The 12253-nt window shown below is 66.7% G+C and carries 8 protein-coding genes and 4 pseudogenes; 7 read left to right on the top strand and 5 right to left on the bottom strand.

Annotated features, from left to right (window positions below):
* Positions 1–65 precede the first annotated feature (65 nt).
* Positions 66–164 (bottom strand): annotated as a pseudogene (locus Q5694_RS34965) (IS5/IS1182 family transposase); the annotation flags it as partial.
* A gap of 281 nt (positions 165–445) precedes the next feature.
* Here Q5694_RS34965 and Q5694_RS34610 point away from each other — a divergent pair.
* The 3 genes and pseudogenes from Q5694_RS34610 (at position 446) to Q5694_RS34600 (ending at position 3470) form a co-directional block, all read left to right on the top strand.
* Positions 446–2242 carry a hypothetical protein gene (locus tag Q5694_RS34610; protein WP_333937489.1) on the top strand — a complete coding sequence of 599 codons (1797 nt, stop codon included), beginning with the start codon at positions 446–448 and terminating at the stop codon, positions 2240–2242.
* Between the two features lie 173 nt (positions 2243–2415).
* A complete protein-coding gene (gene tpg, locus Q5694_RS34605; protein ID WP_333937487.1) occupies positions 2416–2973 on the top strand; it encodes a telomere-protecting terminal protein Tpg in 558 nt (185 codons plus the stop codon).
* A 256-nt stretch (positions 2974–3229) separates the two neighbouring features.
* Positions 3230–3470: pseudogene (locus tag Q5694_RS34600) on the top strand (hypothetical protein).
* 121 nt (positions 3471–3591) lie between these two features.
* On the opposite strand, the gene Q5694_RS34595 reads toward Q5694_RS34600, so the two are convergent.
* Positions 3592–3945, bottom strand: coding sequence for a hypothetical protein (locus Q5694_RS34595; protein WP_333937486.1), 354 nt, complete (start codon positions 3943–3945; stop codon positions 3592–3594).
* A gap of 80 nt (positions 3946–4025) precedes the next feature.
* On the bottom strand, positions 4026–5126 hold the full coding sequence (locus Q5694_RS34590; protein ID WP_333937485.1) for a hypothetical protein: 1101 nt from the start codon (positions 5124–5126) through the stop codon (positions 4026–4028).
* Between the two features lie 391 nt (positions 5127–5517).
* On the opposite strand from Q5694_RS34590, the gene Q5694_RS34585 reads away from it, so the two are divergent.
* Positions 5518–5790, top strand: a complete 273-nt coding sequence (locus tag Q5694_RS34585) for a hypothetical protein (protein WP_333937484.1) — start codon at positions 5518–5520, stop codon at positions 5788–5790.
* Positions 5791–5849: 59 nt separating this feature from the next.
* Here the strand turns inward: Q5694_RS34585 and Q5694_RS34580 are convergent, their stop codons facing one another.
* Entirely contained in the window at positions 5850–7391 is a 1542-nt protein-coding gene (locus Q5694_RS34580) for a helix-turn-helix domain-containing protein (RefSeq protein ID WP_333937483.1), read from the bottom strand.
* 2530 nt (positions 7392–9921) lie between these two features.
* Here Q5694_RS34580 and Q5694_RS34575 point away from each other — a divergent pair.
* Complete coding sequence (locus tag Q5694_RS34575; RefSeq protein WP_333937482.1) at positions 9922–10605, top strand: hypothetical protein; 684 nt, start codon at positions 9922–9924, stop codon at positions 10603–10605.
* Positions 10606–10653: 48 nt separating this feature from the next.
* Positions 10654–11079 (top strand): hypothetical protein, encoded by a 426-nt coding sequence (locus tag Q5694_RS34570; RefSeq protein ID WP_333937481.1) that lies wholly within the window; start codon positions 10654–10656, stop codon positions 11077–11079.
* Between the two features lie 706 nt (positions 11080–11785).
* Here the strand turns inward: Q5694_RS34570 and Q5694_RS34565 are convergent.
* Positions 11786–11920: pseudogene (locus Q5694_RS34565) on the bottom strand (IS110 family transposase); the annotation flags it as partial.
* Between the two features lie 82 nt (positions 11921–12002).
* On the opposite strand from Q5694_RS34565, the pseudogene Q5694_RS34560 reads away from it, so the two are divergent.
* Positions 12003–12253: pseudogene (locus Q5694_RS34560) on the top strand (aminoglycoside phosphotransferase family protein); the annotation flags it as partial.

Genomic DNA, 12253 nt, shown 5'->3' with positions numbered 1-12253 from the left:
CCGGCACGAGCTGCTCGACGATCCCCACCATGACCGACAGACTACCGAGCCAGCCAAATGAGATGGCGTCTAAGACGGTTGATGCAGCGCTCGACGGTGTTCCGCTCCTTGTAGGTCTCGGCGTCGAAGCCGGGCGGGGCAGCGCTGGCGGGCGGCCGTTCCAGCGCCGACAGCCGCTAAGCCCGCCTGCAGCGCAAGACCCTCAGCTTCCGAAGCGACCGGAACTTGGAGAGGCTGCGCGCCGCGTCTTCCGGCTGTACGGGTGAGGAGCGACCCTAGTATTCGACGCCGACTCGTTAATCCGGGGCTAACCGGGGCGGAAACTGACACCGCTAGCAATACGAGGAGATTGTCGGAGTTTCCTCTAGTCACCCAGCATCTGTCGGATTGTCAGTGGCTGCCTCTACCTTCGAGGGAAAGTCCTCCTAAGCGAAGGCGGTGCACGTTGGCGAACGGTGTCTGGCACGAAGGGCTCCAGCGAGTCCTCGCACTCGATAAGGACGACCTCGATCTCCCGCACGGCAGCCAACACCTCCTGCCCGACCTGATCGACGCGCTGCTCCGACCGATCGCCGAACGCGACCGCACGCTGCTGCAGTGCGTCGAGAGCCAGGCGGGTCGCGTGTGCAAGGCGGAGCTGAACGGTGTGCAGAGCCGTTTCATGTACGTCCGGAGGCACCGCGGACCCGATGGCCTGGTGCGATTGCGTGCGGTGCACCTGCCCACCACCCATGAGATGACGCCGGAGGAGAGCGACCGGCACAAGGCCATGAAGGAGTTCGTGGCCCGGACATGTGACGCAGCCGGCATCCGGTACGACGTAGAGAAGGCGAACAAGTTCCGGACGTCCCGGCCGGATGTCACCGTCATCGGTGACGGAGGGCTGAACCTGGGGTGCGAGGCGCAGTACTACAACGCCAGCTCGGGGACGGTCCTTCGCCGGTCTCGAGCGCACGCCAGCGCTGGACTCACCGCCAACTGGATCACCGACAACGACAAGTTTCACCTCGTCGACCGAGCGAACTGGATGCTGACCCGGCCTGCGACGTGGCGGCAGATCAGCAACGCCACCGACCTTCCGTTGATGGGCGGGTACCGCGTCCTCGTCGAGTGGACCTGCACAGCGGCGGCCGAACGACCGTGCCCTGACGGGCTGGCGAAGACCGGCTGCGGCCGGGTACACCTGCAGTGGGACACCCCTCGGCGGCTGGACGACGAAGGTACGGGCTGGACCGGGTGGACCGGAAACACCCGCGGCGTCACCGTCGGCCAGACGCTGATCGGCGCGGCGACCGGGACCGTGGTGCCGCTCTTCATCCCGTCACAGCGAAACCGTCATGCCGGAACCTACATGTGGGTGCCTGCCCGCGACCGGGCCACTTGGTCCGAGTACCGGCCGATCGAGGAGCCACCAGCCGAGGGAGTCGTCGAACCCGGCGACGCGATCCACTTCTCGGGTGAGGAGGCAGAGCTCTCTTGCCGGTTCGGAGAGGAAACGCGGACGCCCAGCGCACCGCTGCCCCGACGCGGTCTCGCACAGCTCTCCATCACCGTCGACAGGCCACAGCATCCCGTGCACCCACCTGCGGCAGAGCTCCCAGGAACGCCGCAGCGTGTGCCGCCGGGTACTCCCCAGCCACGCCCCGGGAAGTACGAGGCCGGAGCTTCCCGTTGTGGCAAGGCGGCACGACCCACCGACCCGCCGGTGGTAGAGCCAGCGGCCCGTCCTGCCCCGGATGCGTGGCCGCCATCGCAGCCGGTCAGCGAACCCACGCACGCTACAGACGTCGAGCGCGCTCCTCAGAACCCGGCGGACACCGGGGTGCCGGAAGACAAACCAGACTCGAACACGCGTATCATTCCGGCTATGGCCGAGACCTCCTTCCCCGGTGACTTGTTTGCCGCCCAGACCCGCCTGCACCAGGTCACCGCAGAGCTTTCGGCGCTGCTACGGTCCCTGCCCTGGTCGGCGGAACCCCTGGAGGGTTGGCCCGGTACCGAACACCCTCATACCGGCGAGGTCACCGGCGGCCGGGAACCGAGCCCGGGATGGACCGATGAGCAGAAGGCCGCCGTTGCCCAGCTGCGCCAGGAGTGCCTCGAACTCTCCGAGACGGTTACGACCCACCCGTACTGGGAGGGCTTCCAGAGCGCCGACGTGGTCAAGGAAAGGATGCGCCTGAAGGCCGCCTCCCGCGCCGAGGTGACGGTTACCACGGCGGACCTGAGTACCGCCGCCTGAGGGCGTCGGCCCTGCACGATAGCGGCTGCGGACGCTCGGGAGACGGAAGACCGAGCTCGTCAATGCGTCTGCCCGTCGTACGGCGGCCGGTGATGTCGGCCAGCGTGGCTGTACGCCGGCCCAAGGGCGGCACCGTCACCGACGTCGACAACGGAGAGCAGGAGTAGGCCACCATGAGCCTGTTCGGGGACGGCCTGGAGGCCGCGGTGCAGAAGGCGTTCACCCGCCCGGCGCCAAGATCGGCCGGCGCGCAGATGCGGTACCTGGTCAGACAGCTCAAAGGCACGAAGGCCGTCGCCCAGATGCTGCGCATCTCCCAGCGCACCGTCGAGCGGTACGTGAAGAACCAGATCAAAAAGCCCCGCCCCGACCTCGCCGCCCGCCTGGAACGCGAAGTGAAGAAGCGGTGGCAGCCACAGATCCAGGCCAAGGCCCGGCAGAAGGCGGCCACCACCGGCGGCATCGTCATCGACAGCCGCGCCCGCCTCGGCTACACCGCACCGATCGGGTCGACGGACCAGGACCGCATCCGACACCTCACCGTCGCCCTGCCCCCGATCTACGCCGCGCGCCTCTTCGATGCCCAGGAGGCCGGCGCCAGCGACGTCCGACTCCAGGAGATCGCCGCCGAAGCGCTCAAGGAGGTGTACTTCCAGGACGGCGGCCGCCGCGCCGGCTCCCTGGAGGAGGTGCGCTTCACGGACATCGAGCATCTCGAGTTCGACCTGTAGCAGTCGTACCCGGAACAGCCTGCGGGCCCCGGACTTGTATGGTCCGGGGCCCGCCCATGGAGCCTTCTCCGACAAGGAAGGGCTCCGCACGAACGTGGTGATTAGCGGCGTGCTCATGCGATCGGGACCTGGTGTCTGTGGCTGGCCCTGTTCCGAGCGGGGGCCGGGACAATGACTGGTTCCTGGCTCCCGCTCGGAACAGGGCAAATGCCTCGCCCCGTACGTGTTGGCTAGGCCGGCGGAGGGGTCACCAGCTTTGCTGCACCCGGGTCGACGTCCACCGGATGCGCTCGGCACCATCACCAGCGAAGCCGAGCTGCACGCCCTGGACCGCGCCCTGGTCGTCATCTCCGTCGACCCCAGCATCGGCGAGCCGATTCCCGGCGACATCGCCGGCCTTCAGCTGCGCGTGTACGCCGACCAAGTCGAGCGCGTACGTCTTTTACTGGGTGACGCCGCTTCGCACTGTGGTCGCCGTCGCCTACCTCGAGGTCTGATCGGCGCCGCCTCCGGCAAGGAGGCAACGCCGTAGAGGTAGGCCAGGTGGTCAGCGTTTCCGATGGGGGCGCGGTCGACAAGGTTGGGCCAGTTGCTGTCGGCGGGCGGCCTTCCGCGTCGTCAGGCTGCGTTGCGGCGGTGAGCGGCGTCCCGTCGCGATGCGTCGTTGGTGACGGCGGAGTTCTTGTGCCAGGTGCGGCATATGGCGATGACGGCGTCGTATCCGACGGTGAGTGCGGTGAGGCTCAGCGCCATGAGGGAGTCGCCGTCGTGGATGACGTGGGTGAAGTGCAGGGTGGCGGTGGTGGCTATCGCGGGGATGGCGAGGGTGCCGGCAGGGCGGCGGGCAGCCTTGATGTTGGTGTACCACCGGGCCCAGACGTCCTTGGGCGGAATCACGCTGAAGCGCCATCCGGGGCTGGTCTGGGGCTGGTCGCCTTGGGAGGTGTCGGGCATGAGAGTCAGGTTGTTCACGTGCGCTGTCCTTGGTGGGGCTGTCGGCGCGTGATGGCCGGGTCCAGAAGAGGGCTGGTATGCGGTCATGCCGTTGCGTTCTAGACGTCTTCGTCGTCGAAGCGGAACAGGTCGTCTTCTTCATCGAGGAAGGCGTCGAGAGGGTTGATCTGCTCGAGGAGGGCGGTTTCCCGGGCGAGGATGCGGCTGACGCGGCGGGCGTCCCAGATGTTGCGGGCGATGACGAGGCTGTCGCTGAAGGGGACCTCGCCGGTGACGGCCTTGTACATGTACTTGCTGACTTCCCAGGGCTTTTCCAGGAGGTCGCCGTTGTTCTGGAGCCGGGCGATCATTCCGTGGCCGATGGCGACGGGCAGGATCGCGGAGTCCAGGACGTGCTCGGTGAAGTGGACGGCGACGGGCACGGCGCCGCTGAGAACGGCTTGGACGATGGCGGCGCTGCTGTCGTGAGGGAAGAGCGGTTCCTTGTAGTGCTTGCGGATCCGGGAGGCGAGGTGCTCCAGGGAGCGGGGGAGCAGGACGTAGTCGGGTGCGGGGTCGGGGACGAGGGGTTCGCCGGTCATGGCCTGCCAGCCGTCGGCGAGGGTGAGCCGCCAGGATCGGGAGCAGTCGGACAGCAGTGCGGTCGTGGGGGTGACAGTGGCCGCGAAGAGGGGGTGTCCGGGGATGTAGGTGATGATGGACAGGGAGGTGGCGGTGGCGTCCCTGGTGGTCAGCCAGCGGCGCATGCAGCCGCTGGCGGAGACCGATACGACGGGCTGCCCGGCGTTGACCCAAGTCCGGAAGGCGTCCATGCGTTCGGTGAGGTTGCCGTGGGATCCGAACACGGTGATGGGATGTCCGCAGAATCTGCTGATCTCGCCCGTGGTCAGTGCTGCCTCGACGTCGCTGACGACGCGGCCCATGACGGCGTCCGCTTTCTCGTTCCAGCACTCTTCCTGGCGCGGGACCCCCGCGGGCGGTCGGTTCCGGGGAGAGCTCGACCACTCGTCCTGCAGGGCGAGGACCTTCGCGAGGGCCTGATCGGGTTCCAGTTTCTGGTTCATGTCCTGGCCGCTCGTGATCTCTCGGCTGACGAGGTCCAGAGCGCGCAGGGTGGCGTGCGCGGCCAGCCCGGTGACGACGTCGGCGCCGAACGGTTCGGTGCGGCCGTCGAGGTGGAAAGGCAGCGAGTGGTCCAAGGCGGTTCCCTTCGTGAGTAGTGCACGCACTCGCGAGCGTGCGGTGCGTGTTCGTATCTTCGCGGAGCGTAGTGCACACCATAGATGTACTTCATGTAGTACGTATGGAGGATCCCATGTGGAACTACATCTATGTGTCGACACTCTTTGAAGTACAGGAGTGTCGTAGAACACATGCGGGATGCTGCTGCGGCAAATGAGAGGTTAGAAGTCCATATGGAATGTGACCCGTAACGCACCGTGTAGTGCTGTAGTGCCCTACGCTATGGGTCGTTCAGTGCAGTCCGAAAATGGTGCGTCGACTCGTCTGTCAACACCCGTGCTCACCGGGATGGCAGCCCCGATCCTGGCGTGGACGGGGCGTCCATGCCCCGACGAAGGGAAGCCCCGCGTGCCCAGCGAACCCAGGAAGACCGAGAAGGAAAAGCAGGTTGTGGTCTCTGTCCGCTTCCCCGGGCAGCTACTCGACCGGATTCAAGCCATCGCCGCCGTCGAGTCCACCACTGCCAACGCTGTCATCAGGGCCGGCATGGACGCCTACGTGCGCGAGCGGGTGGCCAGCCCAGAGTTCCGTGCAGCCAGCGAGAAGTACGTCGCCCAGGCTCAGGCCCATGTGGCGGCAGCCTTGAAAGATCACGACACCAGCAGTGCACGCCCGGTCTGACGAGCTCAGTTACCGGAACCGGCAGGCAACTTGTGCACCTCATGCTCGATAGCTGATCTTCAGACATGGTCCCTTCCGAGCCGGGGTCCGTCTCGCGGGCCTCGGCTCTGCTGTAGCTCCATCACCTTCCTTGCTCCGCTACGTGCACCGGGGTCCCGTTCCGGGACGCGGCCATGCCTGTCCTTCACGGAGACGCAGGCAGCGCCCGGCGCCGCGGTAGCAGGCTGCCCCTGGCCGGCCGACACCCCAGGCAAAGCGCCCGAACTCTTCGAAGAAGTCCTCGGCAGGGCCGTACCGGACTGGGCCCGGATGGCCGGGCTGCCGCGGCTTGGGGCATCCACGGCGAGATCGAGGTAGGCGGCCAATGCCCCCGCCCCTGACACTTTCTCCTCCGAGCCGGCGGCCGCAGAGACCGCAGGATCGGCAGGAGAAAGGCCTGAGGCACTCCTCCCCCCGCTCCGCGCCCTGGGCTGGCAGCCGTCGTACGCCCCGTGGAAGCCCCGGCAGAGACGACAGCACACCTCCGGCGGAAGGCCGGCGGCTTCGAACACATCGGCACCCAACGTCTCGAAGGAGTCCGAGAAACCTGGGGGAGGCCAGGAGCGGCCCGGCATCCGCTGCGGCAGGCGGGGCCGGTCGGACGGCGCGTCACTCCCTTGCGGCTCGGGCACCGACAGGACGGCAGCGGAGGGCGCAGAAGGGGTTGTGCAGTCGGTACACAGCTCGGCACGCCAACCCTGGGCATCGTCGTAGCCGAACGAAGGCCTGTGACACCGGGGGCAGGACAAGTCGCCCTGGCGCTGCGCCTGGTCGACGAGGAGCTCTCGGGTCATGCGTGAGGCGGGCCCGTTGGCCTGAGAGTACTCAGCCTCCGGGATGACGAGGAGCTTGATGCCCTGTTCCCGACGTGTGAAGACCTCGAGGTCGCTCATGAGCAGCTGCAGATCGCGAGGCGTAACGGGGTCGTGTCTGGTCAGACGGTCCTGCACGGCAGGCTGGACGCGGGAATCCCGCCGGCTGCGCGTGCCGCGCCGATCCCGGTCCGCGCGGTCCCATGCCTTACCCCACTCCGCGACCTCCGACGGCCGAATGTTCACCGCCTCGGCAAACGCCAGGACGAACGGACGGCTGGGCCGGGACTGGCCGTTGAGGACCCGGCTCACCGTGCTGTGCGGCAGCCGCCCGTGGCCGCCTATCCGATCGTCCAGAGTGCGCAGGGGAGGACTGCCGGCGTTCTGGTACTGCTCGACGATGGCCGAGTGAAGGCCGGCGAAGTCCTTGACCATGCTGATGTGCAACCCGCTGCGCTGACCGTTCAGCACTCCCGCGGCACGCGCCTCATCCCGCCGGGCGACCTTCCACAGCCGTTCCGCCTCTGCCTCCGACAGTCCGCACGCGGTGGCGTAGGCGACGACCACTTTGAGGTTCCTGGGCACACTGCTCCCCGACGCGGCGCGCGCGAGGGTGTCCGGACTGAACGGTGTGCTGGCGGCCAGTTGCTCATAGGTAAGTCCTGCTTCCTCGCGGCCCGACCGAAGCCAGGCTGCCAGGGCCCGCAGAGATTTGCTGCACGGCCTGATCGGCTGCTCACGGCGACCCATAGCGTGTCAGACCTCCGCGGGATGTGGCTCACGCCGGCGGCCGAGCACCTGCCCCAGCCTCCGGCCGCTGACTGCAAGCACTCCCACGCCAAGCCTGCCGGTGGGCAGCTCATAGCCCTTCGGCGAAGCCATGACCGGGCTGTCCGGCATCAGCCGCAACGCCTTCGCTCCCAGCGCCGGATGCACTGTCACGCACAGAGGGTTCATTCTGTCCCTTCCAGGGATGGCAAAGCACCACGGTCAACAGGCCGACGGCGCAAGGCTGTTTCAGCTCGGGCCTTCCTGCGTGATGAGCGATGGTGCAGCATCCACATACCGCCGAGCGAACGGATGAAAGGGCTTTCCCGCAGCGTTGTCCTTTTGACCTTCTCGAAAGCACGCGCGCCTGCAAGGCACTTTCCTGCAGCCCCGGCACGTGGTTGACCCTCTGGTTTCCGTGTCCGTGTCCCACCTTGTGCGCCGACGGAGGTGGGACACGGATGCGGATGTCCAGGCGTGGGCTTTCCTCTGCTGCAGGTCACAGCCGCAAGCCCGTCTCGCGCTTGGGAAGTTGAACACGTCGCGATGACGCGGTGCCGCCGGGCCAGGAGGCGCAGCAAGGGCGCACGCGGCCCCACGGTGGCGATGATCGGCAGGCAGCCAGCGACCTCACGGCACACGGTGATCCATCTCCCTCCTGGACGACACCACGGTGCACCGCTTCGGATGCGCCTGTCCGCCCTGAGCCCCATTGCTCCGGGGAACAGATAACCCGATCGCAGCCCGTGAGCGCACAACCTCACCAAGGGGTGAGTTCCGCGAGAAGGGCTCTCGGCAGCGCGGCTGCGTGGGCATAAAATTTGCTTTCCTTCATGGCTGCCGTTCGCCATCGTGCGCCAGGATTCGCCACCCCGTGATGAGCTGCGCCATCGCATCGAAGATCACCTTTGCGGGCACTTTGCGCGAAGGTGAAATTGCAGCCTCAATTGCATTGAGTGACGTAAATCACCTTAGATGTGAAGGCAGGTCTGAGCAGCATCATCTTGTTACCTGCACAGAATCTTGGGCGAGGCACCTTGACTTCCAAGCCTTCTGCATAGGCACCTAGTGGCTCATTCTTGACCCACTCGACTCACTGCAGGCTCAGATCACAGTCGGCTGACTGGACGGGCCCCGCCCGGTAGGAGAGTCGGCAGATCAAAAAGCCCAGCCCCCACCAAGCCTCACGTCTACAGCTCGAACAGAAGGGGTGATGGCAGCAGCAGCTCAGTGACGAGATCAAGACGAGGGCGAGCTCGGAGAGCACAAGCGGCATTGTCATTGAGACCCGAGCCCGCACGGGCTGCCTCGCCCGATCGGATCGACGGACCAAGAGCTCATCCGGCACCCAACCGCCCCCTTGTCCGCCGCCCTATGCCGCCCCTATCTACGAGGCCGCGCCACCGAACAGCGGCTTCGGGGAAGACGGCAGCCGCCACATCGGCTCTCTGAAGGAGATCTACTTCACCGACATCGAGCCGAGGGCTTGCCTCGCCGGAGGTGGTGACCTCCGACTTCCGCCCGCACCTCGACGATGTCGTCGAGGTCGAGCTGCCGCTCCACCGCGACCACGATGGGCGGGACCCAGAGGAGCGCGGCTGACGGACTGAATGTTTGCGCGGCGCGTGCGATGGCACGCTCGACGTACCCCTACGCTTGCCGCGAGCTTGGCTCGGGGCGCAGATGCATCAGGACATGAAGGCGCCGTCTCCGTCGGGAAGCCGAGGACAGGACTTCTTGTCCGCGGTGATGAGACGGGTCGATGGTTCAGCTCGCTTCGCGTGCGGCGCCGTTGCTCCCTGCGGACAGTGGACAGCAGCATCGGTGCCGAGTCTCGGGTGGTGACGACCGTGACGTATCCACAAAATGAGCGTGGCTGGGCGAAGTGGGTGGTACAGGTGCCTCCGTTCGCCGGTGGAGTTCTGCCGGGCCGCGGCGGTTGCTGTTCCGTGGTGCGGGAGCGTCGGCGGTGGGACATGGATTCAGGGACTCGTTGCCACTAGTGGTCGGTGGCTCGTGGCATGCTGCCCGATTGTGTTCACTGCACGGGGTCCACGGCGTGCACCTCTTTGTAAAGAAGCGCGCACCTACATTGGGTCGTTGACCTGCACTTTTCTTGGGGACGGTGTGCTCTGGGGGACACATTTGCCAGCGCGGAATGTCAACGTGGCTGGCACATTCCACGTAGGAACTCAACCTGTGGTTGAGTTTTGAGCAGGCACTACATGGGCGGCAAAGCTGCAGGCCAGACGCTCGTGCCGAGCGTCAGGTCGTGTCCGGGAGAACGTTGCAGGCCGAATGCAATGTGGCACAAGGGCGCTACAAAGAATCAACCAGAGCTTGACTCTCGTTGCAGGAGCGTCGTGGGAGTCAAGCTGCACTTGACTTTCCGGGCGCCACGGCGCACAAGGCTCCCGATCGGTGACCGTTCGGCGCGTCGCCACAGCGAAAGACAAGCACCACTTGAGTTTTGGGCTAGTCTCTGGAGCGCCTGAGTATCAAGGGAGGTCCTGTGACAGCCGATCCACCAGCACGTCGACGGCCGCGAGCCGTTCCTGACGCCACGTCAGGCGACGGGGGCTTCGACGACCTCCTCCAGGTCCTCGGAGAACAGCTCGGCGAAGCAACCCAGAGCGCCGACCCGCGGACCCGCCGGAAGCTCAAGAACGTCACCTTCGAGTACGAGCCCGACCGCACGGCCGTCCACGACATGGCCGGCGACGCCGGCTACAGCCTGGCCTCCAACTGGTTCACCCAGCTCCTGGCCCAGCTCGCCGTCGCCAACCGCATCACCAAGTCACAGCTGTGCGTGTTTCTGTACGTCGCCGGCGGACAGCAGCGCGGAACCGGAATCACCCAGTACACCCAGCAGCAAATCACCGACGGCCTGAACGAACTCATCGCCCATCAGGGCGGCAAGCCCATCAGCCGCTCGACCGTCAACCGAGCCGTCAGGGCGCTGGTCGGATTCAAGTGGATCGAACAACTCGGCAACGGCTTGATCCAGCTCAACGTGCGCCTGTGGTTCCACGGCAACAGCAACGCCCAGCACACCGTCCTTGAACAGCTAGCCGTGCAGCACGAGCGCGACCCCGACGCCTTCCCCCACGGAATCGGCCCGGACATCCACCAAGAAGAACTGGACCTCAGCTTCCCCAAGGACAGCCGCTACGGGACGGGAAGGCGTACCGGGTGATACCCGACCACCAACCGCTCCAGTGCCCCGAACGAGAAAGGGAGACCGATGGCTGAGGTCATGTCACCCGTCGTGTCCGAACGCATCTGGGCCCTGCCCGTCTCCGGGGCCACCGTCAAGTTCCTACAGTACCTCCTCTACCGCAGCGAATTCGGAGGCCAGCTCCCGGTACGGCAAAAGGACATGGCCGCCGAGTACCGCGTCACCCCCCAGGCCATCAGCAACCTCATCGCGCCGCTGTGCGAACTGAACATCGTCCTCCGCCCCAAGAACGAAGACGGCAGCCGAGGCAAGGGCAACTCCTACCGCCTCCACCCCCTGGCGGCGAAGTACGCCAGCTCGCAGGACATGGAGGCCGCCTTCCGCACCGCGATCACTAGCATCAAAGCCGGCACCCTGCCCACCCTGAAACTGCCCGCCTACGCCGCCGTCCCGCCCGCAGCAGACGGACGCCCCACCCTGCAGGTCGCCTGAGACACAAAACTGGGGCCCCGCCGATCAATCGGCGAGGCCCCAGTGCCTGAGTAAGGGTTCAACCTCACTATACCCAGCCAGCCCACACTCAGCGCGCTGAAGTCGGCGCTGTACCGCACCTGCACATCCGGCCGATCCACATCGTCTCAGTCCGCGGCGGCGACCAGATCTTGCGGCGGCGGAACCCAGACGGGGCACGCGCCGTTGATCGGCTCGACGAACAGCGGCACCGCCCTACGCCGACGTCCGTGAATGCAGTGTGTCCGAGCCGGGTGCGACCACCGCCCTCATTGCCCCGGGCGCCAACAACGGATACCTCCGTCACCGAACAGAACTCCCCTCGCGCTAGGTCCGATTGTGCTCTGCGTCGGAGGGGTCGATGCGCCAGGACGGCCTCCGGCGATGTCCGGGGCGAGGGCGACGGCTGCCCGATATGGCCTTTGCACTCACACGGGGGCACCCAGCAAATTGCCGATAACATCGAGTACCGGGCCACTATCAGGGTGCATGGTCGAAACTGTGCTGCGCGGCCTGGTCGCCGCCTCGTCGTCCAGTCCGCCACCATCACCGCACCCGCCCATGCCGCAGAGACACTGCCCCTACCGGAAGCGGTCGACCGGCTGCCGCTCGGCACGGAGTCCCGCAACGGTTACACCCGTGTCAGCTTCCGCTACTGGAACGCCGGCGAGGAACCCGGCGGACGGCTCGGTGCCTTCGGTCGAAGCAGCGTGACCAGGCGACGCCTGCCGGCCTTGCGTATCTGGGCCGAAGCCCCGAACTGTTCCAGCAGCGTGAAGACGGCCGGGTGCTGCAACCGCGGCCCCGGCACCCGTTTCAGCGACGCCGCCGTCGACCGCATACGTCGACCGCGACGTCCTCTCCCGGCAGGTCACCCGCCAGGACGATCAGCACCCGCCCTGGACGGCTGGGGCGGGGCCGTGGTTGGGGACCCGGCGGAGGACATCGCCAGCTTGGCCACCGCCGTCGGCTCACCGGCCGCCGTACGTGCCGTCACCCTCGCCGGCTACGGCGCCCGCCCCTGCCTGCCGGGGCCTGTGGCTCGCCCGCTGCGACACCGTCCTCCACCTCACCGAAGTCCCTCGCCGCCAAGGACACCACCGCGCTGCGCACCCGCCTGCGTCACGCCTGGGAACCGATTCTGCTGGAACGGGTG

It is taken from the genome of Streptomyces sp. AHA2 (genome assembly GCF_036857595.1).
Lineage (GTDB): Bacteria > Actinomycetota > Actinomycetes > Streptomycetales > Streptomycetaceae > Streptomyces.
The sequence above is the reverse complement of the archived record's forward strand: the minus strand, read 5'-3'. Positions and strand labels throughout refer to the sequence as shown.